This window comes from Streptomyces sp. KR55 (assembly GCF_052245645.1).
In the GTDB taxonomy this organism is placed as follows: domain Bacteria; phylum Actinomycetota; class Actinomycetes; order Streptomycetales; family Streptomycetaceae; genus Streptomyces; species Streptomyces flavusporus.
Genome location: NZ_JBQQCE010000006.1, coordinates 13,494 through 40,064 on the forward strand (window position 1 = coordinate 13,494; position 26,571 = coordinate 40,064).

General features: G+C 68.8%; 23 protein-coding genes, 1 pseudogene and 1 riboswitch. Of the genes and pseudogenes, 12 read left to right on the plus strand and 12 right to left on the minus strand.

The window, feature by feature from the left end; translation table 11 throughout:
* Positions 1-160: 160 nt before the first annotated feature.
* Both ACTWQJ_RS01695 and ACTWQJ_RS01700 read left to right on the plus strand, forming a co-directional pair.
* Positions 161-1,129, plus strand: a complete 969-nt coding sequence (locus ACTWQJ_RS01695; protein ID WP_224737311.1) for a diacylglycerol/lipid kinase family protein — start codon at positions 161-163, stop codon at positions 1,127-1,129.
* 318 nt (positions 1,130-1,447) lie between these two features.
* Positions 1,448-1,705: a WhiB family transcriptional regulator gene (locus tag ACTWQJ_RS01700; RefSeq protein WP_003992873.1), complete on the plus strand. Its 258-nt coding sequence runs from the start codon at positions 1,448-1,450 to the stop codon at positions 1,703-1,705.
* A gap of 173 nt (positions 1,706-1,878) precedes the next feature.
* Here the strand turns inward: ACTWQJ_RS01700 and ACTWQJ_RS01705 are convergent, their stop codons facing one another.
* From ACTWQJ_RS01705 to ACTWQJ_RS01715, 3 genes and pseudogenes are all read right to left on the minus strand, one after another.
* Complete coding sequence (locus tag ACTWQJ_RS01705) at positions 1,879-3,345, minus strand: sensor histidine kinase (protein WP_224737322.1); 1,467 nt, start codon at positions 3,343-3,345, stop codon at positions 1,879-1,881.
* 381 nt (positions 3,346-3,726) lie between these two features.
* Positions 3,727-3,855, minus strand: a pseudogene (locus tag ACTWQJ_RS01710) (TetR/AcrR family transcriptional regulator); the annotation flags it as partial.
* A 23-nt stretch (positions 3,856-3,878) separates the two neighbouring features.
* Positions 3,879-4,967 (minus strand): SIS domain-containing protein, encoded by a 1,089-nt coding sequence (locus ACTWQJ_RS01715; RefSeq protein ID WP_443304822.1) that lies wholly within the window; start codon positions 4,965-4,967, stop codon positions 3,879-3,881.
* Between the two features lie 296 nt (positions 4,968-5,263).
* On the opposite strand from ACTWQJ_RS01715, the gene nagB reads away from it, so the two are divergent.
* Positions 5,264-6,049 carry a glucosamine-6-phosphate deaminase gene (nagB, locus tag ACTWQJ_RS01720; protein WP_443304823.1) on the plus strand — a complete coding sequence of 262 codons (786 nt, stop codon included), beginning with the start codon at positions 5,264-5,266 and terminating at the stop codon, positions 6,047-6,049.
* A 195-nt stretch (positions 6,050-6,244) separates the two neighbouring features.
* Here nagB and ACTWQJ_RS01725 read toward each other — a convergent pair whose 3' ends face one another.
* The 4 genes from ACTWQJ_RS01725 to ACTWQJ_RS01740 all read right to left on the minus strand — a co-directional run bounded on the left by ACTWQJ_RS01725 (position 6,245) and on the right by ACTWQJ_RS01740 (position 10,912).
* Positions 6,245-7,735 (minus strand): glycoside hydrolase family 3 protein, encoded by a 1,491-nt coding sequence (locus tag ACTWQJ_RS01725; protein WP_443304824.1) that lies wholly within the window; start codon positions 7,733-7,735, stop codon positions 6,245-6,247.
* 8 nt (positions 7,736-7,743) lie between these two features.
* Entirely contained in the window at positions 7,744-8,574 is an 831-nt protein-coding gene (locus tag ACTWQJ_RS01730) for a carbohydrate ABC transporter permease (protein WP_443304825.1), read from the minus strand.
* Positions 8,571-9,557: a carbohydrate ABC transporter permease gene (locus ACTWQJ_RS01735; RefSeq protein ID WP_443304826.1), complete on the minus strand. Its 987-nt coding sequence runs from the start codon at positions 9,555-9,557 to the stop codon at positions 8,571-8,573. The genes ACTWQJ_RS01730 and ACTWQJ_RS01735 overlap by 4 nt, the downstream gene beginning before the upstream one ends.
* Before the next feature lie 80 nt (positions 9,558-9,637).
* Positions 9,638-10,912, minus strand: a complete 1,275-nt coding sequence (locus ACTWQJ_RS01740) for an extracellular solute-binding protein (protein ID WP_443304827.1) — start codon at positions 10,910-10,912, stop codon at positions 9,638-9,640.
* A 393-nt stretch (positions 10,913-11,305) separates the two neighbouring features.
* Between ACTWQJ_RS01740 and ACTWQJ_RS01745 the strand changes: the two genes are divergently transcribed.
* From ACTWQJ_RS01745 to ACTWQJ_RS01780, 8 genes are all read left to right on the plus strand, one after another.
* Positions 11,306-12,070, plus strand: a complete 765-nt coding sequence (locus ACTWQJ_RS01745; RefSeq protein ID WP_443304828.1) for a GntR family transcriptional regulator — start codon at positions 11,306-11,308, stop codon at positions 12,068-12,070.
* 74 nt (positions 12,071-12,144) lie between these two features.
* Complete coding sequence (locus ACTWQJ_RS01750; RefSeq protein WP_443304829.1) at positions 12,145-14,289, plus strand: carbon starvation CstA family protein; 2,145 nt, start codon at positions 12,145-12,147, stop codon at positions 14,287-14,289.
* A complete protein-coding gene (locus tag ACTWQJ_RS01755; protein ID WP_443304830.1) occupies positions 14,255-14,461 on the plus strand; it encodes a YbdD/YjiX family protein in 207 nt (68 codons plus the stop codon). Before ACTWQJ_RS01750 ends, ACTWQJ_RS01755 begins: the two co-directional genes overlap by 35 nt.
* A 98-nt stretch (positions 14,462-14,559) precedes the next feature.
* Positions 14,560-14,823 (plus strand): DUF3311 domain-containing protein, encoded by a 264-nt coding sequence (locus ACTWQJ_RS01760; RefSeq protein ID WP_443304831.1) that lies wholly within the window; start codon positions 14,560-14,562, stop codon positions 14,821-14,823.
* On the plus strand, positions 14,820-16,430 hold the full coding sequence (mctP, locus tag ACTWQJ_RS01765) for a monocarboxylate uptake permease MctP (RefSeq protein ID WP_443304832.1): 1,611 nt from the start codon (positions 14,820-14,822) through the stop codon (positions 16,428-16,430). Before ACTWQJ_RS01760 ends, mctP begins: the two co-directional genes overlap by 4 nt.
* An 80-nt stretch (positions 16,431-16,510) precedes the next feature.
* A complete protein-coding gene (locus ACTWQJ_RS01770) occupies positions 16,511-17,017 on the plus strand; it encodes a GNAT family N-acetyltransferase (RefSeq protein ID WP_443304833.1) in 507 nt (168 codons plus the stop codon).
* A 52-nt stretch (positions 17,018-17,069) separates the two neighbouring features.
* A riboswitch (cobalamin riboswitch) is annotated at positions 17,070-17,205 on the plus strand.
* Positions 17,206-17,328: 123 nt separating this feature from the next.
* The gene (locus ACTWQJ_RS01775; RefSeq protein ID WP_443304834.1) at positions 17,329-19,710 is read left to right on the plus strand and encodes a ribonucleoside-diphosphate reductase subunit alpha; all 2,382 of its coding nucleotides are present in this window, start codon (positions 17,329-17,331) and stop codon (positions 19,708-19,710) included.
* Complete coding sequence (locus ACTWQJ_RS01780; RefSeq protein ID WP_443304835.1) at positions 19,710-20,720, plus strand: ribonucleotide-diphosphate reductase subunit beta; 1,011 nt, start codon at positions 19,710-19,712, stop codon at positions 20,718-20,720. The genes ACTWQJ_RS01775 and ACTWQJ_RS01780 overlap by 1 nt, the downstream gene beginning before the upstream one ends.
* Here ACTWQJ_RS01780 and ACTWQJ_RS01785 read toward each other — a convergent pair.
* Positions 20,633-20,875, minus strand: coding sequence for a hypothetical protein (locus ACTWQJ_RS01785; RefSeq protein ID WP_443304836.1), 243 nt, complete (start codon positions 20,873-20,875; stop codon positions 20,633-20,635). The two genes, ACTWQJ_RS01780 and ACTWQJ_RS01785, sit on opposite strands and share 88 nt — an antisense overlap.
* A gap of 93 nt (positions 20,876-20,968) precedes the next feature.
* Here ACTWQJ_RS01785 and ACTWQJ_RS01790 point away from each other — a divergent pair, with 93 nt between their 5' ends.
* Positions 20,969-21,931, plus strand: coding sequence for a GlxA family transcriptional regulator (locus ACTWQJ_RS01790; RefSeq protein WP_443304837.1), 963 nt, complete (start codon positions 20,969-20,971; stop codon positions 21,929-21,931).
* Between the two features lie 15 nt (positions 21,932-21,946).
* Here the strand turns inward: ACTWQJ_RS01790 and ACTWQJ_RS01795 are convergent, their stop codons facing one another.
* The 4 genes from ACTWQJ_RS01795 to ACTWQJ_RS01810 all read right to left on the minus strand — a co-directional run bounded on the left by ACTWQJ_RS01795 (position 21,947) and on the right by ACTWQJ_RS01810 (position 26,498).
* Positions 21,947-23,320 (minus strand): bifunctional albaflavenone monooxygenase/terpene synthase, encoded by a 1,374-nt coding sequence (locus tag ACTWQJ_RS01795; RefSeq protein ID WP_443304838.1) that lies wholly within the window; start codon positions 23,318-23,320, stop codon positions 21,947-21,949.
* Positions 23,317-24,402: an epi-isozizaene synthase gene (gene cyc1 / locus ACTWQJ_RS01800; RefSeq protein WP_443304854.1), complete on the minus strand. Its 1,086-nt coding sequence runs from the start codon at positions 24,400-24,402 to the stop codon at positions 23,317-23,319. The genes ACTWQJ_RS01795 and cyc1 overlap by 4 nt, the downstream gene beginning before the upstream one ends.
* A gap of 281 nt (positions 24,403-24,683) precedes the next feature.
* Complete coding sequence (gene def, locus ACTWQJ_RS01805) at positions 24,684-25,334, minus strand: peptide deformylase (protein ID WP_443304839.1); 651 nt, start codon at positions 25,332-25,334, stop codon at positions 24,684-24,686.
* Positions 25,335-25,517: 183 nt separating this feature from the next.
* Positions 25,518-26,498 (minus strand): tetratricopeptide repeat protein, encoded by a 981-nt coding sequence (locus tag ACTWQJ_RS01810; RefSeq protein ID WP_224736768.1) that lies wholly within the window; start codon positions 26,496-26,498, stop codon positions 25,518-25,520.
* Positions 26,499-26,571 lie beyond the last annotated feature (73 nt).

A 26,571-nucleotide genomic window follows, 5' to 3' on the forward strand; every position in this document is an offset into this window, starting at 1 on the left:
AAGCTGAGGGCCGCGGCGTACCGCCCGAGTCGGCGCGACCGCCCGCGTCGGAGTCACGGCCGCGGCAGGAAGCCGCCGTGGCCAGGCTCACGCCTCGATCTCCCGCTGGATCCCCCATCCGGTCTGGGCCCGGTACCCCCCAGTAGGTACCCTGCCAGTCATGCGTGCACTTCTCGTGGTCAATCCGGCGGCAACCACCACAAGCGCACGTACGCGCGATGTCCTGATCCACGCCCTCGCCAGCGAGATGAAGCTGGAGGCCGTCACCACCGAGTACCGCGGGCATGCGCGCGACCTGGGCCGGCAGGCGGCGGAGAGCGACGACATCGACCTCGTCGTGGCCCTCGGCGGCGACGGCACGGTCAACGAGGTCGTCAACGGCCTCCTGCACGCCGGCCCCGCCCCGGACCACCTCCCGGGCCTCGCCGTGGTCCCCGGCGGTTCCACCAATGTCTTCGCCCGCGCCCTGGGCCTGCCCAACGACGCCGTCGAGGCCACCGGCGCCCTGCTGGACGCCCTGCGCCAGGGCAGCGAGCGGACCGTCGGACTGGGGCTGACCTCGGGCCCGCCCGGCACCGAGGACGAGGCGGTGCCGTCCCGCTGGTTCACCTTCAACGCGGGGCTCGGCTTCGACGCGGGCGTGGTCGGGCGGGTCGAGCAGCAGCGCGAGCGCGGCAAGAAGTCGACCCACGCGCTCTACGTCCGCCAGGTGATGCGCCAGCTGCTGGGCGAGCCCAGCCGGCGGAAGGGCACGATCACGCTCGAGCAGGCCGGCGAGGACGCCGTGACGGATCTGCTCCTGTGCATAGCGTCCAACACGGCCCCCTGGACGTTTCTCGGCAATCGCCCCATGTACGCGTCACCTAAGGCCTCGTTCGACACCGGGCTCGACGTGTTCGGCCTCAGCCGTATGTCCACGGCCGCGGTTGCCCGGTATGGCACCCAGTTGCTCACTTCGTCCCCCGAGCGCGGACCCCATGGCAAGCACGCCGTGTCCCTGCACGACCTGAGTGAGTTCACCTTGCATTCGAAGGCGCCGCTGCCCCTTCAGATGGACGGCGACCACCTGGGACTGCGTACGAGCGTGACGTTCACAGGCGTACGCCGTGCACTGCGTGTGATTGTGTGAGCAGAAGGGGCTAAAGTCCTTTCACTCGAACGTTTAGGCCAGGGTCCACCCCATGGAAGTACGGCTGTGACCTAGTCGACACCGAGGAATCAAAAAAAACTTTCCGGAAGGGGTTGTATCCGCCGCCGAGGTTTGCGAGTCTCTACATGGCGATCGGGACGGCCCGCAACACCAGCCTCCACAGATCACCGGAACCCCTCTTCAAACCACAGGACCACGCCAGGGAACCTGGCGGTCGGCCCTTCACTTGTTGAGGGATTCGTGAAAGCGTTCACATTCACAAGCAACCTGCACGTAATTCAAGGAGAGGTAGCAGCCATGGACTGGCGTCACAACGCCGTTTGCCGCGAGGAAGACCCCGAGCTCTTCTTCCCCATCGGCAACACCGGTCCTGCGCTGCTGCAGATCGAGGAAGCCAAGGCCGTCTGCCGTCGCTGCCCGGTTATCGAGCAGTGCCTGCAGTGGGCGCTCGAGTCCGGCCAGGACTCCGGCGTCTGGGGTGGTCTCAGCGAGGACGAGCGCCGCGCCATGAAGCGCCGCGCCGCCCGCAACCGGGCCCGTCAGGCCTCCGCCTGACACACCCACCCCGCTGACAGCCTGAGCTTGGCGGCGCGTACAGCGAGTACGTAACTCCCGCCCCCGAGCCGCAGCGCGCAGTACCCCCGATGCGCTTAGCAGCAGCAACGAGCACTGGCCTCGGACCACAAGGTCCGGGGCTTTTTGCTGTGTTGATCACGTCGGCGTGTTGATCACTTCTGCGCCCGCACCGGGATGTCCAGGATCACCTGTGTGCCGCGCTCCGGAGCCGGGACCATGTCGAAGGTCCCGCCCAACTCGCCCTCTACCAGCGTCCGTACGATCTGCAGGCCGAGGTTGCCGGAGGTGTGCGGGTCGAAGCCCTCGGGCAGGCCGACCCCGTCGTCCTGGACGGTGACCAGGAGGCGGGACTCCTTCGTCGTACCGCCACGGACGGCCGAGACCTCGACCGTGCCGGTGTCGCCCTCGCGGAAGCCGTGCTCGAGGGCGTTCTGCAGCACCTCGGTCAGCACCATCGACAGCGGGGTCGCGACCTCGGCGTCGAGGATGCCGAAGCGGCCGGTGCGCCGGCCGGTGACCTTGCCCGGCGAGATCTCCGCGACCATCGCCAGCACCCGGTCGGCGATCTCGTCGAACTCCACGCGCTCGTCCAGGTTCTGGGAGAGCGTCTCGTGCACGATCGCGATCGAGCCGACCCGCCGCACCGCCTCTTCGAGGGCCGCGCGCCCCCGCTCGGACTCGATGCGCCGGGCTTGGAGGCGCAGCAGGGCAGCCACCGTCTGGAGGTTGTTCTTCACCCGGTGGTGGATCTCCCGGATGGTCGCGTCCTTGGTGATCAACTCCCGCTCGCGGCGCCGCAGTTCGGTGACGTCCCGGAGCAGGACCAGCGAACCGATGCGGGTGCCCTTGGGCTTGAGCGGGATCGCGCGGAACTGGATCACGCCGTCATTGGCCTCGATCTCGAACTCGCGCGGCGCCCATCCGCTGGCCACCTTGGCGAGCGCCTCGTCCACCGGCCCGCGGGAGGGGGCGAGTTCGGCGGTCGTCCGGCCCAGGTGATGGCCGACGAGGTCGGCGGCGAGGCCCATGCGGTGGTAGGCGGAGAGGGCGTTCGGGGAGGCGTACTGGACGATGCCGTCCGCGTCGAGCCGGATCAGTCCGTCGCCCACGCGGGGCGAGGCGTCCATGTCGACCTGCTGGTTCGCGAAGGGGAAAGCGCCGGCCGCGATCATCTGGGCGAGGTCCGAGGCGCTCTGGAGGTAGGTCAACTCCAGGCGGCTCGGGGTGCGGACGGTGAGGAGGTTGGTGTTGCGGGCGATGACGCCGAGGACGCGGCCGTCCCGTCGTACCGGAATCGACTCGACCCGGACCGGGACCTCCTCGCGCCACTCCGGGTCGCCCTCGCGCACGATGCGGCCCTCGTCGAGCGCGGCGTCCAGCATGGGACGGCGGCCGCGCGGGACGAGGTGGCCGACCATGTCGTCCTGGTAGGAGGTGGGGCCGGTGTTGGGCCGCATCTGGGCGACGGAGACATAGCGGGTGCCGTCGCGGGTGGGGACCCACAGGACGAGGTCGGCGAAGGAGAGGTCGGAGAGCAGCTGCCACTCCGAGACCAGCAGATGGAGCCACTCGAGGTCGGAGTCGTCGAGGGCGGTGTGCTGGCGGACCAGTTCGTTCATGGAGGGCACGTTGCGAGCGTACCTGGGGGTTTGTGCAGGTCCTAAAAGCGCCTGGAGTCCGCAAGGGACTCTGAAACACCCGCGGGCCGCGGCGCCTGAGAGGGACCCTCAACCCTCCCGGCACCGCAGCCCGGAGCAACATCGGCCGCGGGGTGTGCGGTCCCGGTCGGCCGAAGATGAGGAGCCGGGCAGTCAGGGCAGAGAGCTCCGGTCCCTCGATCCGCCTTCCTGTGCGGGGAAGACGGAGGCTCTTTCTGGTCCCCAAGCGCATGGTGGACCACTGCCCATTGTGGACTAGACCATTGTGCGTGTCCATGGAGCGGGGGCAGTTGTTGTTGAAGGCTGTGTGGTGTTGGCGCTTCGAAGCCTAACCCGCTTGGCTCAGCTGCGGGGCCAGATGGCCATGGCAATTTCCGCGAGCGCTTCCGGTTCCGCCCGGCTCGCGCCGTTGCGCGCCTGTTGTGACACGCCCTGGATCATCGCGCCCGTGTGGCGGGCGAGCCGTGCAGCAGGGCCCGTTCAGCGGGCCGCCCTCACCGGGTCTCCGTCACCTTCGCCAGGGCGCGTGGGGCGTCCGGGTCCTGGCCGCGGGCGATGGTGATCTCGTAGGCCAGGAGTTGGAGGGGGATGATCTCCAGGACGGGCTGGACCTCCTCGGCCACGCCGTCGGTGGGCAGGACGAAGCCCACGGCGGCGCGCTCGACCTGGCTCCGGGGGCCGATGACGCACAGATCGGCGCCACGGCCGCGCAGCCGGTCGAGGACGGGCTGGAGGGCCTCTCCTCCCTTGCCGTCGGTCACGACCGCGATGACCGGGGAGACGTTGTCGACCATGGCGAGGGGGCCGTGCAGCAGGTCGGCGCCGGAATAGGAGAGGGCGGGGATGTAGCTGGTCTCCATCAGCTTGAGGGCGGCCTCCTTGGCCGTGGGGTAGCCGTAGCCGCGCGAGGTGATCACCATGCGCTCGGCGAAGCGGTAGCGGGCGGCGAGGGCGCGTACCTCGTCCTGCCGGGCGAGCAGCTGTTCGGCGAGGTCCGGCAGCACCTTCGCGGGGGCGCCCTCGCCGCCGCGCAGGCCCTCGACGAAGAGGTAGAGCGCGAGGAGGGAGGCGGTGTAGGTCTTGGTGGCGGGGAGGGCTCTCTCGGGTCCGGCCAGGATGTCGATGTGGTACTCGGAGACGCCGGCCAGCGGGGAGTCCGGGTTGTTGGTCACCGCGAGGGTGATCGCGCCCGCCTCGCGGGCGGCCCGGGTGGAGGCCACGAGGTCAGGGGAGCCGCCGGACTGGCTGACGGTGACGAGGAGGACGTCGGTGAGGTCGGGGCGGGCGCCGTAGGCCGTCGTGGTGGACATCGAGCTGAGACCGCAGGGCAGGCCCAGGCGGATTTCGAGGAGGTACTTGGCGTACAGCGCGGCGTTGTCGGAGGTGCCACGGGCGGAGAGCAGTACGAAACGGGGTGTGCGGGCGGCGATCTCCCGGGCCACCTGGCGGATGGCCGGGGCGCCCTCGTCCAGGATCCGCCTGAGTACGGCGGGCTGTTGGGCCATCTCGCGGGCCATGATCCGGCCAGGGACGTCGGTGTGGGGCGCATGGGGGTCGTGAGGGTACGGGGTCGTGGCGGTCATGGGGTCCTCCGCGTTTCGCCCTGTTGTTGTCCTGACGGCTCGGTCCTGGGCGGCTCTGTCCTGACTGCTCTCTCCTGACGTTCCCATTCCACTCCCCCGGGACGGGCGGCGCCTGCCCAGTTCCGCCGGCGGCCCTGCGGCGGGGCGATGCGCGCCCCTGGGGGCAGCTGTCATGGCCAGGGCCGGCCGGTGGGCTCATACGTGCCTGGGACGGGAGGCCGAGCCCTGCTAGATTGGTCTAAACCACATGCCCTTTCGGGTGCCCTTCGCGTCCTCTCCAGATCGGCAGGCCCAGCGTGGAAGTTGTCATCGTTCCCGACGCCGAGGCGGGCGGCGAGCTGATCGCCGAGGCCATGGCGCAGCTGCTCAGGCGCAAGCCCGACGCGCTGCTCGGCGTGGCCACCGGCTCGACCCCGCTGCCCGTCTACCAGGCGCTGGCGGCCAAGGTGCGCTCCGGCGCCGCCGACGTCTCGCGGGCGCGGATCGCGCAGCTCGACGAGTACGTGGGGCTGCCGGCCGAGCATCCGGAGTCGTACCGCTCGGTGCTGCGACGCGAGGTGCTGGAGCCGCTCGGCATCGAGATGGGCGCGTTCATGGGACCGGACGGTACGGCCGAGGACGTGCCGGGGGCCTGTGAGGCGTACGACAGGGCGCTGGGCGAGGCCGGCGGGGTGGACCTCCAGCTGCTCGGGATCGGCACCGACGGGCACATCGGGTTCAACGAGCCGTGCTCGTCGCTCGCCTCGCGCACCCGGATCAAGACGCTGACCGAGCAGACCCGGATCGACAACGCCCGCTTCTTCGACGGCGACATCGACCAGGTGCCGCATCATGTCATCACGCAGGGCATCGGGACGATTCTGGAGGCGCGGCACCTGGTGCTGCTCGCGACCGGCGAGGGCAAGGCGGACGCGGTCGCCGCGACGGTCGAGGGGCCGGTCGCCGCGGTGTGCCCGGCCTCTGCGCTCCAGCTTCATCCGCATGCGACGGTTGTCGTGGACGAGGGGGCTGCGGCCAAGTTGAAGCTCGCCGACTATTTCCGCCACACGTATGCCAACAAGCCGGAGTGGCAGGGGATTTGACGCTGTCGAACTGGGACACGTGAAGGTGCCGGTCGCCCCGCAGATGGGGTGACCGGCACCTTTCGGTACGGGTCGGCTGGTGTGGGCGGCTGCTTGGCTCGCCCGCGCCGGCGGGGTGCCGCTGCGCCCACCCGTGCCGCCCTGGGGGTCCCCCCCAGGCCCTTAAGGCACTGGGGGAGGCACGACTGCCCGCAGCTACGCGCAGTGCACGCCCGCTATGAGTTCCGCCGCTGCCCGGCCGCTGGCGCGGGATGCGCCGTGGGTGGCTATGTGGAGGGCGCCTCGGGGAGCCGCCTGGGGGACGCCCATCTCGACCACGATCGTGTCGGGGCGTGCCGTGAGGAGGGTGCCGAGGGCAGCTGCCATCCACGGGTGGCGGTGTTCGTCGCGGACGACGGCCACGATGCGGCGGGGGCCGGCTGCCTTGAGGGCCGCGGGTCCCGCGTCCTCCCCCGCGAAGGTGCCGGCCTCGGTGCCGGGCAGCAGGGTCGCCAGGTCCGCGGTCACGCCCCAGGGGGTCTCGTCGCCGACGGCGATGTTGGCCTCGGGGGTGAGGGAGGCGACGTAGGGGGGCGCGGTGAGGGGGGTGAAGGGGGCCGCGCCGGTCACCTTCAGCGCTCGGCGGGCCGCACGCAGGCCCACCTCACTGTCGGCGCCGGCCACCTTCGCGGCCGACGTCGCCGTCCACCGCGCCAGCCTGCGGACCCGTTCCGCCGCGTCCGCGAGCCGCTCCTCGGCGAGTTCACCGGCGCGCACCGCAGCCACGAGGGCGTCGCGCAACCGCCGTACCGTCTCGTCGTCGGCCAGGCCGCCGCCCACGCAGATCGCGTCGGCGCCGGCCGCGACGGCGAGGACGCTGCCGCGTTCGATGCCGTACGTGCCCGAGATGGCCTGCATTTCCATGCCGTCGGTGACGATCAGGCCGTCGTAGCCGAGGTCGCGGCGGAGCAGGCCCGTCAGGATCCTTGCCGACAGGGTTGCCGGGCGGTCCGGGTCCAGGGCCGGGACGAGGATGTGGGCGCTCATCACCGCCTTCGTACCGGCGGCTATGGCCGCGCGGAACGGGGCGAGTTCACGGTCGCCGAGCACGGACAGGTCGGCGTCGATGCGGGGCACCGCGTGGTGGGAGTCGACGGCCGTGTCGCCGTGGCCGGGGAAGTGCTTGGTGCAGGCGGCGACACCGGCGGACTGCAGGCCGGTGACGTAGGCGGCGGTGTGCCGGGCGACCAGGGCGGGGTCGGCGCCGAAGGAGCGGACCCCGATGACCGGGTTGCCGGGGTTGGAGTTGACGTCCGCCGACGGGGCCCAGTTGAAGTTCACCCCGCAGGCTGCCAGTCGGCGGCCGAGCTCGGCAGCCACCTCCGTCGTCAGGTCCACGTCGTCCACCGCGCCGAGGGCGTGGTTGCCCGGGAAGGAGGAGCCGGTGCGGACCTCCAGGCGGGTGACGTCGCCGCCTTCCTCGTCGATGGCGACCAGGACGTCGTCGCGTTCGGCGCGCAACTGGGCGGTCAGGTCGGCGAGTTGCTCGGGCGAGGCGATGTTGCGGCCGAACAGACCGACTGAGGCGAGGCCCTCGCCGAGGCGGCGCAGCAGCCAGTCCGGGGCCGTTGTGCCGGTGAAGCCGGGCTGGAGGACCGTCAGCGCGTCACGGGTGAGCGTGTCGGTATCGCTGGCGAATGTCGTCATCGAGGGCGTTATCCCTTCACGGCGCCGGCGGTCAGACCACTGACGGCCTTGCGCTGCAGGAAGACGAAGAGGATCAGGATCGGGATGGCGAAGAGGGACGAGGCGGCCATGGTCGCGCCCCAGTCGTTGCCGAAGACGCTCTGGAAGCTGGTCAGCCACAGCGGCAGCGTCTGGGCCTCGGCGTCCTTGTTCAGCACCAGGACCAGCGGCAGCTCGTTCCAGGCGGTGATGAAGCCGAACATCGAGGTGGCCATCAGACCCGGCGCGAGCAGGGGCAGGATGACCCGGCGGAAGGCCTGGACGCGGGTGCAGCCGTCGACCATCGCCGCCTCCTCCAGCTCCATGGGCACGGCGGCGACGAAGCCGCGCAGCGTCAGGATGGTGAAGGGCAGGATCATCATCATGTAGAAGAGCGTCAGCGGCACGAGGCTGTTGAGCATCGACGCGTCGCGCACGATCATGTACATCGCGATGATCATGACTTCCCAGGGCGCCATCTGGGCGACCATGAAGCCGAGGACGAAGCCACGCCGCCCCCTGAAGCGCATCCGCGCCAGGGCGAAGGAGCCGGCCAGCGCGATGACCAGGGAGAAGACCACGGCGAGGACGGTGACGGTCAGGGAGTTGGTGACGAACGTCCAGAAGTGGTCGGCGTCGGTCGCGGTCTTGAAGTGGTCGAGCGTGACGTCCGTCGGGAACCAGACCGGGTCCTCGGAGATGATGTCGCCGGTCGGCTTGAAGGCCGTGGCGAACATCCAGTACACGGGGAAGACGAAGCCGATGAACAACACGACGGCCGTGACGTTGGGCCACAGGCGGCCGAAGAGCGAGCGCTTCACAGCTCGTCCTCCTCTTGCTTGAGCACGATCCTGAGGTAGTAGGCGGTCAGGCCGAGCAGGATCAGGATGGTCAGGACGGCGATCGCCGCGCCCATGCCGTAGTGCTGGTTGCCCACGCCCTCGACGTAGGCGTAGACGGGAAGGATCTCGGTGAGCCGGTCGGGACCGCCTCCATTGATGGTGAAGACCTGCACGAACGCCTTGAAGACCCAGATGATCTCCAGGAACGTCGTCGCGTAGAGGAAGGGCCGCAGGAACGGCAGGGTGACGGTGGTGAAACTCCGCCAGCCGCCGGCGCCGTCGAGGGAGGCCGCCTCGTACAACTCGCCCGGGATGGTGGTGGTCGCCGCGTAGAGGTTGATGGCGACGAACGGGATGGACATCCAGACGATCAGCAGGGTGACGACGAAGAACGTCGACATCTGGCTGCTGGTCCAGCTGTAGTCGGCCATCGAGTGCCAGCCGAGCCTGTCCAGGACCCAGTTGACGACGCCGAAGCGCTGGGCGAACAGCCACTGGTAGACGGTGCTCGCGGCGACCACCGGCATGGCCCAGGCCAGCACCAGGCCGAGCAGCAGCGTCAGCCGCATCCGCTTGCCCAGGCGGGCGAGCAGCAGGCCGACCAGCGTGCCCAGCACCATGATCAGCGCGACGTTGACCGCCGTGAACAGGATCGAGCGCAGGGTGACCCGCCAGAAGTCCTCGCCGGTGAGGACCTTCCGGTAGTTCTCGATGCCGTTCCACTCGGTGACGTGCTGGATCAGCTGCGCCATGTTGAGGTTCTGGAAGGACAGCAGTACGTCCTTCAGCAGCGGCCAGCCCAGCAGCAGCACGGTGGCCGCGCAGGCCGGCAGCAGCAACAGGTACGGGACCGACGCCCCGAGGCGTGCCGCGCCGCGCGGCCTGGGCTCGCCGGATGCCGAGCCGCCGGGTTTGCGCACCTCCACCGGACCGGAGGGCGGCCGTTCGGTCTGCACGGTCATGCTCGCGATCTCTCTCTCGACCTACGTGAACCAGGGGCGGGGACCGTACGGTGCACGTGCGGCCCCCGCCCCCGTTGCGCTCAGCTCTCCTGCGACAGCCGCTTGTTGAACTCGTCCTCGACCTGTGCCGCGGCCTCGGCCGGGGACTTACCGTTGAGCACGGCGGTCATGTAGGTCTTGATCGGGTTGGGCGCGTTCTCGACCGCGGCCCACTCCGGGATCAGCGGTGTGGTGCCACCGCCCGCGGCGGCCGGTGCGGCGGCCTCGGCGGCGGCGTTGCCCGTCAGGTTGGACTGCAGCGACTCCTTGTTCGGGATGACGCCGTTGAGCTTGGCCAGCTGGCCCTCGTACTTGTCCGACAGGGCGATCTTCAGGAACTCCTTGGCGAGCGCCTGCTTCTCGCTGCCCGCGGCGACCGCGAGGTTGGAGCCACCGAGGAAGACGCCCTCGGGCTGGTCGGCCGTGTCACCGGGGATGGTGAAGTAGCCGATCTCCTTCTCGATCTTCGGGTTGGCCTCGATGGCGATGCCGGCTTCCCAGCCCATGCCGATGAACGCGCCGACGTTGCCCTTGCCGAAGACCTCGCCCTGCTGCGGGGTGGCCTCGTCCTTGTCCTTGGGCGCCTTGGAGAGGGCCTGGAACTTCTGGTACGTCTCCATGGCGGCGGCGACCTTGGGGTCGGCGAGGTTGGAGACGTACTTGTCGCCGTCCTTCTTGACCAGTTCGCCGCCCTCGCCGACGACCAGGCCGACGAAGTGGTACCAGTTCTGGCCGGGCAGGTAGATCGGCTCGGCGTCGGTCTTGTCGCCGATCGTCTTCAGGGCGTCGTAGAACTCGTCGCGGGTCTTCGGCGTCTCCTTGATGCCGGCGTCTTCCCAGACCTTCTTGTTGTAGATGACGACGCGGTTGGCGAAGTACCAGGGCGCCGCGTACTGCTTGCCCTCGAAGACCGAGGAGTTGTTCAGCGACTCGGTCCAGTCCGCGCCGATCTCCGACTTGAGGTCGGCGAGGTCGGCGAGGCCGCCGGTCTTGGCGTAGGCCGGGGTCTGGGTGTTGCCGATCTCGAAGACGTCCGGCGGGTTCTCCTCGGACAGGGCGGTGGTGAGCTTCTGCTGGATGCCGTTCCACTGCTGGATCTCGAACTTGACCTTCGCCTTGGTCTTCTTCTCGAAGGCCGCGGCGACGTCCTTCTGCCACTGGTCGGGCGAGGAGCCGTCCATCACCCACACAGTGAGCGTCTGGCCCGCATAGCCGTCCGCTCCGGTCTTGCCCTCGTCGCCGTTGTCGCCCCCGCACGCCGCAATGGAGACCATCATCGCCGCGACACCGATCGCGGATATCAGCTTGCGCTTCACGCCACCCTCCTCAGGGATGCCACAAACCCCCCTCGTCCCCGCGGTGACCGATGTACCGCCCTGGGGCCGGGACCTGGACCAATGGTGTAGACCAGTACGGGGAGCTTGGCCCAGACCATATGGCGTGTCAAGGGTCTCGCGTAGGCCCCGACCAGCCGTTATGGGACCTACATATGCAGGAACCTTTAAGTAAGAACCCGTCGATAACAGCGACTCCGCACGGCACACTTCAGGTAGACCACTTGGACGTGGTGGACTAGACCAACTGAGGCGTCGACGGTATACAGAGGGGATCACGGAACGCGGGGAACCTCTCGCGCGGAGCCGTGCCACGATGTGAGCCGTGACCGACGGACGTCCGTCGTGTCGGTACAGGAGCCGGGAAGGCGGAGCATGAGCACTGACGTCAGCAGTGCGGAGAACGAGAACGGGACGCCCGTCCGTACGGCGCGCGTGCCCAAGTACTACCGCCTGAAGAAGCACCTGCTCGACATGACGGAGACATTGCCGCCCGGCACGCCGGTCCCGCCCGAGCGCACACTGGCCGCGGAGTTCGACACCTCCCGCACCACCGTGCGGCAGGCGCTGCAGGAGCTGGTGGTCGAGGGCCGGCTGGAGCGCATCCAGGGCAAGGGCACGTTCGTCGCCAAGCCGAAGGTGTCCCAGGCGCTGCAACTCACCTCGTACACCGAGGACATGCGCGCGCAGGGCCTGGAGCCGACCTCACAGCTGCTGGACATCGGCTACATCACCGCGGACGACACCCTCGCCGGCCTCCTCGACATCTCCGCCGGCGGGCGCGTGCTGCGCATCGAGCGGCTGCGTATGGCCAACGGCGAGCCGATGGCCATCGAGACGACCCACCTCAGCGCGAAGCGCTTCCCGGCACTGCGCCGCAGCCTCGTCAAGTACACGTCCCTCTACACCGCCCTCGCCGAGGTGTACGACGTCCATCTCGCGGAGGCCGAGGAGACGATCGAGACGTCGCTGGCGACTCCGCGCGAGGCGGGGCTGCTCGGCACCGACGTGGGACTTCCGATGCTGATGCTCTCCCGCCACTCACTGGACCGGGAAGGCAAGCCCGTGGAGTGGGTGCGCTCGGTGTATCGCGGCGACCGCTACAAGTTCGTTGCGAGGTTGAAGCGTCCACAAGAGTAGCGCTCGGGGTGTAGCGCAGATCACATTCCTGCCCTACGGTCCTTCCGTCATCGCAGCCGACGGGAGGACGACCCGTGCGCACAGCGAATGCCCGAACCATCGTCATCTGGACCCTCGTTGCACTGGTCGGCGCCGCCGGCTGGACCGTGCTCGCACTGTCGCGCGGGGAGGAGGTCTCGGCGGCCTGGATGGTCGCTGCGGCCCTCGGCTCGTACGCGATCGCCTACCGCTTCTACGCCAAGTTCATCGCGTACAAGGTCCTCAAGGTCGACAAGACCCGCGCCACCCCGGCCGAGCGCCTCAACAACGGCATCGACTTCCACCCCACCGACCGCCGCGTCCTGCTCGGCCACCACTTCGCGGCGATCGCCGGCGCCGGCCCGCTCGTCGGCCCCGTGCTCGCGGCGCAGATGGGATACCTCCCCGGCACGATCTGGATCATCGTCGGTGTCATCTTCGCGGGCGCGGTGCAGGACATGGTGGTGCTGTTCTTCTCCACCCGGCGCGACGGACGGTCGCTGGGACAGATGGCACGCGAGGAGATCGGCCCGTTCGGCGGCGCGGCCGCACTGCTCGCCGCGTTCGCCATCATGATCATCCTGCTCGGCGTGCTGGCGCTGGTCATCGTCAACGCCCTCGCGGCCTCCCCGTGGGGCACCTTCTCCATCGCGATGACCATCCCGATCGCGCTGCTGATGGGCTTCTACCTGCGGGTCCTCAGGCCGGGCCGGGTCGCCGAGGTCTCCCTCATCGGCGTCGCGCTGCTGCTGCTCGCGCTGGTCGCGGGCCGCTGGGTCGCCGAGTCCTCCTGGGCCGACACCTTCACCCTCGCCCCCTCCACGCTGGTGATCTGGCTGGTGGCGTACGGCTTCATCGCCTCGATCCTGCCGGTGTGGATGCTGCTCGCACCTCGCGACTATCTGTCCACCTTCATGAAGATCGGCACGATCGTGCTGCTCGCCCTCGGTGTCGTCATCGCGCTGCCGACGCTGAAGATGGACGCGGTCACCGACTTCGCGTCGCGCGGCGACGGCCCGGTCTTCGCGGGCTCACTCTTCCCGTTCGTCTTCATCACCATCGCCTGCGGTGCGCTCTCCGGCTTCCACTCGCTGATCTCCTCCGGTACGACGCCGAAGATGATCCAGAAGGAGACACAGGTCAGGATGATCGGCTACGGCTCCATGCTGATGGAGTCGTCGGTCGCCGTGATGGCGCTGGTCGCGGCCAGCATCATCGACCCGGGCCTGTACTTCGCGATGAACGCGCCCTCCGGGGTCATCGGCACGACGGTCGAGAACGCCTCGCAGGTGGTGGGCAGCTGGGGCTACCAGATCTCCCCGGCCGACCTCGCCGCAGCCGCGGAGAGCGTCGAGGAGTCGACCCTGCTGTCCCGCACCGGCGGTGCACCCACCCTCGCCGTCGGCGTCTCGCAGATCTTCTCCGAGGTGACCGGCGGAGGCCTCAAGGCGTTCTGGTATCACTTCGCGATCATGTTCGAGGCGCTGTTCATCCTGACCGCACTGGACGCCGGCACACGCGTGGGCCGCTTCATGCTGCAGGACACCCTCGGCAACATCTACCGCCCGTTCAAGAACGTCAGCTGGAAGCCGGGCCTGGTCATCACCAGCGCGATCGTCTGCGGTCTGTGGGGCTACTTCCTCTGGGTGGGCGTCCACGAACCGCTCGGCGGCATCAACCAGCTGTTCCCGGTCTTCGGTATCTCCAACCAGCTGCTGGCGGCGGTCGCCCTCGCCGTCTGCACCACCCTCCTGGTGAAGTCCGGCCGCCTCAAGTGGGCCTGGATCACCGGCATTCCGCTCGCCTGGGACGCGACGGTCACCCTGACCGCCAGCTGGCAGAAGGTGTTCTCCAGTGACCCCAAGGTCGGCTTCTTCAAGCAGCGTCAGGTGTTCCAGGACGCCATCGACCGCGGGGAGATCCTGCCGCCGGCCAAGACCATGGACGACATGCACACCGTCGTCACCAACTCCACGGTGGACGGCGTCCTGTCCGCCGTACTCGCCCTCCTGATCGTCGTGGTGATCGTGGACGCGACCCGGATCTGCATCCGGCACATCCGGCGCCCCGCGCTGTCCACGCTGAGCGAGGCGCCGTACGTCGAGTCGAAGATCGTCGCGCCGGCCGGGCTGTTCCCGAGCCGGGAGGAGAAGGAGGAGGAGCGCCATGCGGCCGTCGGTGCTGCTGCGCCGCGTGATTAGCGGGGTGCACTGGTACGTGCGGGAGCTGACCGACGAGTCGGCCTACGACCGCTATGTGGCGCACGTCCGCAAGGATCATCCGGAGGCGGAGGTGCCGTCCCGGCGAGAGTTCGAGCGAATGCGGACAGACCAGCAGGAAAGGGACCCGAGGCAGGGGTTCCGCTGCTGCTGAGTACCGATATGTGAACCAGGGCTTCCGGATGTGCGACACCGTGACCTACATTGCCTGCGCATTACACCAGGTGATCAGTGAGGGGACGGAGCCGCCAGATGTCACAAGCCCCAGAAGTGAACAGAGCGGCGGTGGTGACGCCCGTGCGCGTCATCATCGCCCTCTGCCTCATAGCGCCCTTTGTGGCGATGCTGTGGGTCGGTTCGTACGCCAAGACCGACCCGGCCTTCCTCGGCATCCCGTTCTTCTACTGGTACCAGATGGCCTGGGTGGTCATCTCCACGGTCCTGACGATGATCGCGTACCAGCTGTGGCAGCGTGACCAGCGCGCCCGCAAGTCCGAGGGGGGTGCCGGGTCATGAAGGACGGCGTGAACGGCGTCGCACTCACCGTCTTCATCCTCTTCTTCGTCGCCGTGACGGTCATGGGCTTCCTGGCCGCACGCTGGCGCAAGGCGGAGAACGAGCACAGCCTCGACGAATGGGGTCTGGGTGGCCGGTCGTTCGGCACCTGGATCACCTGGTTCCTGCTCGGCGGTGACCTCTACACCGCCTATACGTTCGTGGCGGTCCCGGCGGCGATCTACGCGGCGGGCGCGGCCGGCTTCTTCGCCGTGCCCTACACGATCCTCATCTACCCGATGATGTTCGTCTTCCTGCCGCGGCTGTGGTCGGTCTCGCACAAGCACGGCTACGTCACCACCTCGGACTTCGTCCGCGGCCGCTTCGGCTCCAAGGGCCTGTCGCTGGCGGTGGCGGTGACCGGCATCCTCGCCACGATGCCGTACATCGCGCTCCAGCTGGTCGGCATCCAGGCCGTGCTGGACGTCCTGGGCGTCGGCGGCGGCGAGAACACGCACTGGTTCATCAAGGACCTGCCGCTGCTGATCGCCTTCGGTGTGCTGGCCGCCTACACGTACTCGTCGGGTCTGCGCGCGCCGGCCCTCATCGCGTTCGTGAAGGACACGCTGATCTACCTCGTCATCGCCGTCGCGATCATCTACATCCCGATCAAGCTGGGCGGCTTCGACGACATCTTCGCCGCGGCGAGCGACAAGTACACCGAGGCGGGCGCGGGCGGGCTCGTACCGACCGACGGTTCGCAGTGGACGTACGCCACCCTGGCGCTGGGCTCGGCGCTCGCGCTGTTCATGTACCCGCACAGCGTGACGGCCGTGCTGTCCAGCCGCAGCCGGGACGTCATCCGCCGCAACTCCACGATCCTGCCGCTGTACTCGCTGATGCTCGGCCTGCTCGGCCTGCTCGGTTTCATGGCGATCGCGGCCGGTATCAAGGTGGAGAACGGCCAGCTGGCGATCCCCCAGCTCTTCGAGAACATGTTCCCGGACTGGTTCACGGGCGTCGCCTTCGCGGCGATCGGCATCGGCGCGCTGGTGCCGGCGGCGATCATGTCGATCGCGGCGGCCAACCTCTTCACCCGGAACATCTACAAGGACTTCCTGAAGCCGGACGCCACGCCCGCACAGGAGACCAAGGTCTCCAAGCTGGTGTCCCTGCTGGTGAAGGTGGGCGCGCTGATCTTCGTCCTCGGCATGGACAAGACCGTCGCGATCAACTTCCAGCTCCTGGGCGGCATCTGGATCCTGCAGACCTTCCCGGCCCTGGTCGGCGGCCTGTTCACCCGCTGGTTCCACCGCTGGGCACTGCTCGCCGGCTGGGCGGTCGGCATGATCTACGGCACGGTCGCCGCGTACGGTGTGGCCTCGCCGACGCAGAAGCACTTCGGCGGCTCGTCGGCGGAGATCCCGGGGATCGGGGAGATCGGGTACATCGGCCTGACGGCGTTCGTCCTGAACCTGGTCGTGACAGTGGTCCTCACCTTCGCCCTGAAGGCCGCCAAGGCCCCGGAGGGCATCGACGAGACAAGCCCGGAGGACTACACGGGGGAGGCGGGCGACCCGGGAGTGCAGGCGGAACTGCCTCCGGCGACTGCCAACGCCGCTCACTGACCACACGAAACCCCCAGCGGGACGCCGAGAGCAAGAAACTCGGCGGCCCGCTGCCGTACCCCTCCGGCACACTCGCCTTCATGGACATCACGATCCGGCAGGCAGTGCCCGACGAGTACGAGCTCATCGGCGAAATCACCGCCCAGGCCTACCTCCAGGACGGCCTCCTCGACTTCGGCGAGAGCGACGAGTACCTCGTCGAACTGAGAGACGTGGCCAAGCGAGCCGCCGCCGCAGACGTCCTGATCGCCGTGGCGGACGGACACGTCCTGGGCGGCGTGACCTTCGTACCGTCCGGCGGTCCCATGGCCGACATCGCGGGCCCCGGCGAGGCCGAGATACGCATGCTGGCCGTGGCTCAGGAGGCGCGAGGCCGTGGCGCCGGCGAGGCGCTCGTCCGCACCTGCATAGTCCGCGCACGGGCCATCGCCGGCTGCACACGCATCGTCCTGTCGACCCAGCGCACCATGCACACCGCCCACCGGATCTACGAACGCCTGGGCTTCACCCGCACACCCGAACGCGACTGGAACCCCGTACCGCACCTCGACGACATCACTCTCCTCACCTACCAGTTGACGCTCTGAAACCAGCAGGACACAACATCTGGGGGTGCTCCGCGAACCCGGCACAAGATGTATGCTCATGCTCGCTGTCGCGCAGGGGAATCCGGTGCGAATCCGGAACTGTCCCGCAACGGTGTACTCGTACACGTATGCCCGCATGTCGTCGTACGAGAGTCAGTCCGAGGACCTGCCGACAGTGCGCCCGGCCATCCGGCCCGGGTGCCATGACGTCCGGGCCTCGTGGAATGGGCCGGTGGACGCGACGCCGTGTGCGCTCGTGAGCTGCCCCCTGCCCTCCGCAAGGCCCCGTGCCGAGCGAGGGAGAGCCCCACGTGACCATCGCGCCAGCCGAACCGGCTTCAGCCTCAGTGCCTCCGGTCGAGAGCGACGGTCCGGGAGCCGCGCTGCTGCGGACCCTGACCGAGCTGACCGCCGACCTCCCCGACGCCGACCCCGGACGGGTCGCCGCCGCCGCGCTGCGCGGCCGGTCCGCGCGGGCGGACGAGACGGAGCTGCGCGAGCTGGCCACGGAGGCGGCCGCCGGCCTCATCTCCGAGGACCCCGCCTACTCCCGGCTGGCCGCCCGCCTGCTGACGATCAGCATCGCCGCCGAGGCCGCCTCCCAGGGCGTCACGTCCTTCACCGAGTCCGTCGCCGTCGGACACCGCGAGGGCCTGATCGCCGACCGCACCGCCGAGTTCGTGCGCATCCACGCCGACCGCCTCGACGCCCTCGTCGACCCCGAAGCCGACGGCCGCTTCGGCTACTTCGGCCTGCGCACCCTGCACAGCCGCTATCTCCTGCGGCACCCCCACACGCGCAAGGTCGTCGAGACGCCCCAGCACTTCCTGCTGCGCGTCGCCGCCGGCCTCGCCGAGGACACTGTGTTCGGTTCAAAGACGGGCCCCCGGTCCGTCGACGAAGTCGCCGCGCTCTACGGGCTCATGAGCCGCCTCGACTACCTCCCGTCCTCCCCCACGCTCTTCAACTCCGGTACGCGGCACCCCCAGATGTCGTCCTGCTACCTCCTGGACTCCCCCAAGGACAAGCTGGACTCCATCTACGACCGCTACCACCAGGTCGCCCGCCTCTCCAAGCACGCCGGCGGCATCGGCATCGCGTACTCCCGCATCCGCTCCCGCGGCTCCCTGATCCGCGGCACGAACGGCCACTCCAACGGCATCGTCCCGTTCCTGAAGACCCTCGACGCCTCGGTCGCCGCGGTGAACCAGGGCGGGCGGCGCAAGGGCGCGGCCGCGGTCTACCTGGAAACCTGGCACTCCGACATCGAGGAGTTCCTGGAGCTGCGTGACAACACCGGCGAGGACGCCCGGCGCACCCACAACCTCAACCTCGCGCACTGGATCCCGGACGAGTTCATGCGCCGGGTCGACGCCGACGAGCAGTGGTCGCTGTTCTCGCCGTCGGACGTGCCCGAGCTGGTCGACCTGTGGGGCGAGGAGTTCGACGCGGCGTACCGCAAGGCGGAGGCAGCAGGCCTCGCCAAGAAGACCATCCCGGCCCGTGACCTCTACGGCCGGATGATGCGCACCCTCGCGCAGACCGGCAACGGCTGGATGACCTTCAAGGACGCCGCCAACCGCACCGCCAACCAGACCGCCGAGCCGGGTCACGTGGTCCACTCCTCCAACCTCTGCACGGAGATCCTGGAGGTCACCGACGACGGGGAGACGGCGGTCTGCAACCTCGGCTCGGTCAACCTGGGCGCCTTCGCCGACCCGGCGACCGGCGGCATCGACTGGGAGCGGCTGGACGCCACCGTCCGTACCGCCGTCACCTTCCTCGACCGCGTCGTGGACATCAACTTCTACCCGACCGAGCAGGCGGGCCGGTCCAACGCCAAGTGGCGTCCGGTCGGCCTCGGCGCGATGGGCCTGCAGGACGTCTTCTTCAAGCTGCGCCTGCCCTTCGACTCACCCGAGGCCAAGGCCCTCTCCACCCGCATCGCCGAGCGCATCATGCTCGCCGCGTACGAGGCCTCCGCCGACCTGGCCGAGCGCAACGGCCCGCTGCCGGCCTGGCAGAAGACCCGTACCGCGAAGGGTGTTCTGCACCCCGACCACTACGGCGTCGAGCCGGCCTGGCCGGAGCGCTGGGCGGCGCTGCGGGCGCGGATCGCCGAAACGGGCTTGCGCAACTCCCTGCTTCTGGCCATCGCGCCGACCGCCACGATCGCCTCGATCGCCGGTGTGTACGAATGCATCGAGCCGCAGGTGTCGAACCTCTTCAAGCGCGAGACGCTGTCCGGCGAGTTCCTCCAGGTCAACTCGTACCTGGTGCAGGACCTCAAGGACCTCGGCGTCTGGGACACCCGCACCCGTGAGGCGCTGCGCGAGGCGAACGGCTCGGTGCAGGACTTCACCTGGATCCCCGAGGACGTACGGCGGCTCTACCGCACGGCGTGGGAGATCCCGCAGCGCGGCCTGATCGACATGGCGGCCGCCCGCACGCCGTTCCTGGACCAGTCCCAGTCGCTGAACCTGTTCATGGAGACGCCGACCATCGGCAAGCTCTCCTCGATGTACGCGTACGCCTGGAAGCAGGGCCTGAAGACGACGTACTACCTCCGCTCCCGCCCGGCGACCCGCATCGCCCGCGCGGCGCAAGCCACCGTCCCCGTACAGCAGCCGGCCCCCGACGAGGCGGTCGCCTGCTCCCTGGAAAACCCCGAGTCCTGCGAGGCCTGCCAGTAATGCCCAGCAATCAGAACCTGCTCGATCCCGGCTTCGAGCTGACCCTGCGCCCCATGCGCTACCCGGACTTCTACGAGCGCTACCGGGACGCCATCAAGAACACCTGGACCGTGGAGGAGGTCGACCTCCATTCGGATGTGTCAGATCTCGCCAAACTGTCACATGGTGAGCAGCACCTGATCGGCCGTCTGGTCGCCTTCTTCGCGACGGGCGACTCGATCGTGGCCAACAACCTGGTGCTGACGCTCTACAAGCACATCAACTCCCCCGAGGCCCGGCTGTACCTGAGTCGTCAGCTCTTCGAGGAGGCCGTCCACGTCCAGTTCTACTTGACGCTGCTGGACACCTACCTCCCCGACCCGGAGGACCGCGCGGCGGCCTTCGCGGCGGTCGAGAACATCCCCTCCATCCGCGAGAAGGCCGAGTTCTGCTTCAAGTGGATGGACTCGGTGGAGTCGATCGACCGCCTGGAGACACAGGCCGACCGTCGCCGCTTCCTGCTCAACCTCATCTGCTTCGCCGCGTGCATCGAGGGCCTGTTCTTCTACGGCGCCTTCGCATACGTCTACTGGTTCCGCAGCCGGGGCCTGCTGCACGGCCTGGCCACCGGCACCAACTGGGTGTTCCGTGACGAGACGATGCACATGAGCTTCGCCTTCGACATCGTGGACACCGTCCGCAAGGAGGAGCCGGAGCTGTTCGACGAGGCGCTCCAGCAGCAGGTCACCGACATGCTGCGGGAGGCCGTCGAGGCCGAGCTGCAGTTCGCGCGCGACCTGTGCGGTGACGGCCTCCCGGGCATGAACACCGACTCGATGCGGCAGTACCTGGAGTGCGTCGCCGACCAGCGCCTCACGCGCCTCGGCTTCGCCCCGGTGTACGGCTCCGAGAACCCCTTCTCCTTCATGGAGCTGCAGGGAGTTCAGGAGCTCACCAACTTCTTCGAGCGGCGTCCCTCGGCGTACCAGGTGGCGGTGGAGGGCACCGTCGACCTGGACGAGGACTTCTGAGCCTCCTTCTCCCTGTGGTGGTCCTGGGCCTCCCTGAGCTGTCGGTCGACGCGCCGGTCGTGGGCGATGCCGATCAGTGAGGGGAGGACCATGATCGCGAAGAGTGCGAGGACGGCCAGCATTCCGATCAGGGCTTCGATCTGGTTCGTGTTCATAGACACCACTGTCGCGCCGGATACTCCTTACCAACAGTGGCAGGTCTGCCGTAGATCCTCGAATTACTGCCACTCCTGAGGCACACTGGGGGCATGCTGCAGAACGTGGCCGCCGTCCTCGTCGACGGCGTGAACCCCTTCGAACTCGGCGTCATCTGCGAGGTCTTCGGTATCGACCGCAGCGACGACGGACTGCCCGTGTACGACTTCGCGGTCGCCTCGGCCGAGGGGCCGGTGCTGCGCTCCAACGCCGGCTTCTCGATGCAGGTCGAGCACGGGTTGGAGCGTCTGGAGACGGCCGACCTGATCGCCGTACCGGCCGGTGCGTGCTACGAGTCCCGGAGCTTCCCGCCCGAGCTGCTCGACGCCCTGAACCGGGCCGTGGACCGGGGTGCGCGGGTGCTCAGCGTGTGCTCCGGCGTCTTCGTCCTGGGTGCCGCGGGGCTGCTGGACGGGCGGCGCTGTGCCGTGCACTGGCGGCACGCGGCCGAGCTGTCCCGGCAGTATCCGCGGGCGATCGTCGAACCGGACGTGCTCTACGTCGACGAGGACCCGGTGATCACCTCGGCCGGCACCGCCGCCGGCATCGACGCCTGTCTGCACATCGTGCGCAAGGAGCAGGGCCCGGAGGTCGCCAACCGGATCGCCCGGCGGATGGTCGTGCCGCCGCACCGCGACGGGGGCCAGGCCCAGTACATCGAGCGGCCGCTGCCCCGCTCCGAGGCCGACACGGTCGCCGAGGTGCTGGTGTGGATGGAGCGCAACCTCGACCAGGAGGTGACCGTCGAGCAGCTCGCCGCCCGCGCCCTGATGTCCCCGCGCACCTTCGCCCGCCGCTTCCAGCAGGAGACGGGGACGACTCCGTACCGCTGGATCTTGCGCCAACGGGTGCTGCTGGCCCAGCGGTTGCTGGAGGCGACGGACGAGACGGTGGACGCGATCGCGGGCCGCACGGGGTTCGGGAACGCGGCCGCGCTGCGCCATCAGTTCGTACGGGCGCTGGGAACGACCCCGAACGCCTACCGGCGCACGTTCAGAGGGCCTCAGGCCGCCTGAACGCGCGCCCGGCCGTCACCTCGGCACCGGCCTGAGCAGCAGCTTGTGCGGGCGCAGCGTGATGCCCACCCGGGTCGTGTCGTTGGACCCGGCCACCTGCTCGAAGCGGTACCTGGTCGCCACCGCTGCCGTGATCAGCGACAGCTGGGCCATCGAGAAGTGGTCACTCGGGCACTTGCGGTTGCCCACGCTGAACGGGCTCATGGCGTATTTCGGCACGTCCTTGACGCGTTCCGGAAGCCACCGGTCGGGGTCGAACTTCAGGTTGTCCGCATACGAACGCGGATCGCGCTGGATCGCATACGGGCTGTAGATGATGTCCGCACCGGCCGGAATGCGATAGCCGCCGAGTTCGGTGTCGGTGACGGCGCGCCGCGTCAGAATCCATACGGCCGGACGCAAACGCATCGCCTCGACGACGACATTGTTCGTGTGCGTGAGCCCCCGGACGTCCTCGAATGCGACGGGCCGCCCGCCGGTCACGGATTCAACTTCGTCCCGGACCTTGTCCGCGTGTTCCGGATGCTCGGCGAGCACCTGGAGCAGCCACATGATCGTGGACGCCACCGTTTCGCTTCCGGGAGTGAGTATCGCGACGACCTGGTCGTGGATCTCCTGTTCCCCGATGGGGTCGCCATTGTCGTCCTTCGCCTCCAGCAACGCCGTCAGCAAATCGTCCGGCTTTTGACCGGATGCCCGGCGCTCGGCCACGATCTCGTCGACCAGGAGATGCAAATCGGCCAGCGCCCGGTTGAATTCCCGGTTGGCGGGGAGCGGCAGTTTGTACAGCGGTCCGAGCGGCATGACCATGCGCTGGTACATACCGCGGAACACGGTGGCGAGCGCGACGCACAGCCGCTCGGCCCGCTCGTCCATGTACTCGCCGCGCAGCAGGCACCGGGCCGCGATGCGCACGGCGACCCGGAAGGACTCGGAAGTGCAGTCGATGGTCTCGCCGGGCTTCCAGCGCTCGGTCAGCGCATGCGCCTCCTCCTCCATGATCGGCCCGTACGCCGGGATGGCGTCGAGCCGGAAGGCGGGCTGGATGGTGCGTCGCTGGCGCCGGTGGGTGGGCCCGTTGGCGGTGGCCACGCCCTCCTTGCCGAGCAGGCCTTCCAGGGACTCCCACAGCGGGCCGTCGATCTTGTAGTCGGGGCTCAGCGCCAGGGCTCCGGTGAGGGCCGGGGTGGTGACGGCGTACACCGTCTTCGGGCCGAGCTTCAGCCGGACGACGTCGCCGTCGTCGCGCAGCCGGGACATGAAGGCCAGCGGGTCGCGGACCAGCTTCCAGCCGTGGCCGAGGAGCGGGACACCGCCGCCCGCGAGGGGTGGTTCGCGCAGTTCCGACGCGTGTGCCGGGGCGTCGGGCTTCACAGACTCGACGGTCATTTCTCACCTGCCGCTTCGTTGTTGACGTACGGGGGCGTGGACCGGTCGTCCCAGCTGTCGACCATGTAACGGCCGGATTCGTGGTGGAACCAGTAGACGGAACTGAACCAGTTCCGCATATTCGTGAGGCAGGCGCGCACGGCAATGCTCAGTTCCTTGCCACGCAGCGTTCCGTCGTCGAGGCCGTCGGCGAACCGCACGGCCTCCCGTTCGGCGGCGAGGAATTCGATGATGCATTCCTCGACCCGCCGCCGCACTTCCACCACTGCTTCTTCCAGCGTCAGCCCCTCATGGGTGATGAGACTGATTCCGAGATTGTGGACCTCATCGCCCGCGATTTCCTTGGGCAGCGAACAGAGGTCGTTGTACCAGGCGGCGAATTCCTGACTCAGCAGCGCCGCCCTCCGATATGCCGGGTGCTTCCGCACGCCGTCCGGGAGTTCCTGTCCGGCGCTCGGCTCCAGCAGGTCGGTCCAGATCCAGTGCGCGAACGTGAGCCGGCGCAGCGCGAGATATTCCTCGACCGTGGGCACGATTCCCTCGGTGCGGTTGCGGAATTCCCGGTCGTACGCCTCGATCACCTCGTGGAAGTGCCGGGCGAACCGCTCGTTCCAGGTGCGGGGCAGGAACGAGTACAGCCGCAGCACACTGTCCGCGAGTCCCGCGACCACGGGATCCTCGTGGTGCAGATGGTTCCGGGGAGAATCGAGCGCCTCGTGCAAGCGGCCGCGCAGCCGGCGCCAGGCCGCCGGCCGGCGGTGGACGATGTCACGGTCGTGGCGGTCGTCCCAGACGAAGAACCACGCGCTGTAGTCCGCAATCGCCTGGAGCACCTCGTCCGGGGCACCCAGGTAGTACCCCGCCATGAGATCGGTGTAGCACAGGCCGTCGGCATATTCCTCAACCTTGTCCGCCGGCATGAGCCGCTTTTCCAGGAGCCAGGTGCGGGTCTTCTCCTGGAGCCTGGGCCAATACGGGTGCAATTGCCTGGGAAACGCCGCCTCGATCATCGGGAGAGACAGCGACGGTGGGATGGCGATCGCTGTTGCGGTCGATGTGGTGCTGTGTGGGAAAGCAGGCACGAACAAACCCCTCTCAGCCGCCAGTTGGGCACGCCCTTCCCGCTGTGCCGGGCGTGCGCCGTTGCGTATCCCCGCACTTCCATTCAGCACTACAACTGACCGTTCTGGGAACGGATTTGCTTCATTCACTACCCCACAGTGCCGAGATTCCCCTCTCCCCTGACTGGTTTTGGATCACCGGCAGACCACATGCGATCGAACGTGCGACGGACAGACGAACGGCGCCTGATCGGGGAGGGAACCCTGATCAGACGCCGCGTGCAGGAGAGTGGTGAGGTCGGTCAGCCGTTCGCGACCACGGGATAGCGGGGCTCGTTCTCGGCCATCTGCCGCAGCGCGTCCTTGCGTTCGCGCTTGGAGAGCCGGTCGATGTAGAGGTACCCGTACAGGTGGTCCGTCTCGTGCTGCAAACACCGAGCGAAGTAGCCGGTGCCGCGCACCTTGATCGGGTTGCCCCGCTCGTCCTGCCCGGTCACCTCGGCGTAGTCCGGCCGCGCGAGCGGCGCGTACGCGGTGGGCACCGACAGACAGCCCTCGTTGCTGTCGTCCAGCCGGCGCTTCTCGGCGGGCAGCTCCACCAGCTTGGGGTTGCACACGACGCCGACGTGCCGGACGCCCGCGTCGTCCTGGCAGTCGTAGACGAAGACCTTCAGATCGACGCCGATCTGGTTGGCGGCGAGGCCCACGCCCTCGGCGGTGCGCTGGCTGGCGAACATGTCGTCGACCAGCTTCAGCAGTTCGTCGTCGAAGGTGGTGACGTCCTTGCACTCCTTGTGCAGGACCGGGTTGCCCACGACCGTGATGGGGCGCGAGGTGCCGCGCTCGCGGTATGCCTGCTCGCGCTCCTCGCAGTCCTCCGTGTCGATGACGAAGCCCTCGTCGTCCACGGGGAGCACGCCCGCGTGCTGCTGATCGGTGTCCTGCTGCGCCATGACCGACGTACGCCTTCCTGCAAAAACTGGGGTGTGATGCTGATACAGGGTACGGGGAGCGCCCCGTCAGGGGCGCGGGCAGTGTCAATATGCGGCTCCGCCGCGATGGGGGTCCCCCCGCTCGAGCGAAGCCGAGAGTGGGGGAGCGACCAGCCACAACGGACCCGCAGGGGGACTCGGTCCTCAGCAAACCTCTTCCAGATCCCGCCAGTCCCGAGAGTCAGGCGAGTCAGCAACCCACCCGTCCAGCAACCCCCGTACCAGCGAAGCCGGCGCAGCCACCCCGCACTCGCGCTCGGGCACCCACAGCTGCCCGTCCGTGCGATGGCCGAGCGGCCCCGGATGACCGGGCTCGCTGTGATCGTGCGGATCCAGGTGCTCCCCGTCCCCCTCGTCCGCCGGCATCCGCGACTCCGAGCACAGCCGGCACAGCAGCCGCACGGACGACGACCAGTCCTCCGCGGCGAACCCGGCGTCGGCCGCCAGCTGCTCCAGGGCGTCCCGGTCGGCCTCGGTGTCGGCCTCCAGGAGGACCACCCAGGTCGGCACCGGCGAGGGCGCCCACAGCTCGATCTCGTCGAAGACCGGATAGGAGTGCCCCGCGGCAGTCGTCCGCTCTCCGTGCGGCACGCCGTCGTGCAGTACGACCTCGCCCCAGCGCCGCCCGGAGGACGGCAGTGGAATGGACTGCACCTCGATCCGCGCGGGATCCAGCCGCTGCCCCCACACCACCTCGGCCTCGCCCTCCGGCGACAGCCGTACGGCTGCGCTGCCGAGGTCCATGCCGACGGGCTCGCCGGACGCCGTGGCGCCGCCGGGCACATGCAGCCCGTAGGCCTGCCAGGCGCGCCGGGCCAGCGGCCAGTCCTGCAGGGCGGTGGCGGCGATACCGACGTTCCACCAGTCGGGTGCGCCGGTCTCCCGGTCGAGCAGGGCCACGGCCCTGAGGCCCGCCGCCCTGGCCTGCTCCCAGTCGTGCCGGAACTTGTGCAGCAGGGCGAGGTTGAACCAGGACTCCGACAGCCAGGGCTCCAGGTCGGCGGCCCGGGTCAGCAGCGCGCCCGCGTCCTCGTACCGGCCGTCCCCGATCAGCGTGAACGCGCGGTCGGTGGCCTGCCGCCAGGAGGCGGAGGGCCGGTGCCGTCCCTTGCCGAAGATCCTCACGATTCCCGCCTGCCAGTTCCGTTCGGTGGGCTGGCCTGTGCCCCCGGACACCCTTCCCTTCGCATCCAACCAC

What these genes read in the sequence shown, in the direction of transcription:
- ACTWQJ_RS01695 (WP_224737311.1), top strand. Translation starts at nt 161, where the DNA reads ATGCGTGCACTTCTCGTGGTCAATCCGGCGGCAACCACCACAAGCGCA.
- ACTWQJ_RS01700 (WP_003992873.1), top strand. Translation starts at nt 1,448, where the DNA reads ATGGACTGGCGTCACAACGCCGTTTGCCGCGAGGAAGACCCCGAGCTC.
- ACTWQJ_RS01705 (WP_224737322.1), bottom strand. Translation starts at nt 3,345, where the DNA reads ATGAACGAACTGGTCCGCCAGCACACCGCCCTCGACGACTCCGACCTC.
- ACTWQJ_RS01715 (WP_443304822.1), bottom strand. Translation starts at nt 4,967, where the DNA reads ATGACCGCCACGACCCCGTACCCTCACGACCCCCATGCGCCCCACACC.
- ACTWQJ_RS01725 (WP_443304824.1), bottom strand. Translation starts at nt 7,735, where the DNA reads ATGACGACATTCGCCAGCGATACCGACACGCTCACCCGTGACGCGCTG.
- ACTWQJ_RS01735 (WP_443304826.1), bottom strand. Translation starts at nt 9,557, where the DNA reads ATGACCGTGCAGACCGAACGGCCGCCCTCCGGTCCGGTGGAGGTGCGC.
- ACTWQJ_RS01745 (WP_443304828.1), top strand. Translation starts at nt 11,306, where the DNA reads ATGAGCACTGACGTCAGCAGTGCGGAGAACGAGAACGGGACGCCCGTC.
- ACTWQJ_RS01755 (WP_443304830.1), top strand. Translation starts at nt 14,255, where the DNA reads ATGCGGCCGTCGGTGCTGCTGCGCCGCGTGATTAGCGGGGTGCACTGG.
- ACTWQJ_RS01760 (WP_443304831.1), top strand. Translation starts at nt 14,560, where the DNA reads ATGTCACAAGCCCCAGAAGTGAACAGAGCGGCGGTGGTGACGCCCGTG.
- mctP (WP_443304832.1), top strand. Translation starts at nt 14,820, where the DNA reads ATGAAGGACGGCGTGAACGGCGTCGCACTCACCGTCTTCATCCTCTTC.
- ACTWQJ_RS01770 (WP_443304833.1), top strand. Translation starts at nt 16,511, where the DNA reads ATGGACATCACGATCCGGCAGGCAGTGCCCGACGAGTACGAGCTCATC.
- ACTWQJ_RS01780 (WP_443304835.1), top strand. Translation starts at nt 19,710, where the DNA reads ATGCCCAGCAATCAGAACCTGCTCGATCCCGGCTTCGAGCTGACCCTG.
- ACTWQJ_RS01785 (WP_443304836.1), bottom strand. Translation starts at nt 20,875, where the DNA reads ATGAACACGAACCAGATCGAAGCCCTGATCGGAATGCTGGCCGTCCTC.
- ACTWQJ_RS01790 (WP_443304837.1), top strand. Translation starts at nt 20,969, where the DNA reads ATGCTGCAGAACGTGGCCGCCGTCCTCGTCGACGGCGTGAACCCCTTC.
- ACTWQJ_RS01795 (WP_443304838.1), bottom strand. Translation starts at nt 23,320, where the DNA reads ATGACCGTCGAGTCTGTGAAGCCCGACGCCCCGGCACACGCGTCGGAA.
- def (WP_443304839.1), bottom strand. Translation starts at nt 25,334, where the DNA reads ATGGCGCAGCAGGACACCGATCAGCAGCACGCGGGCGTGCTCCCCGTG.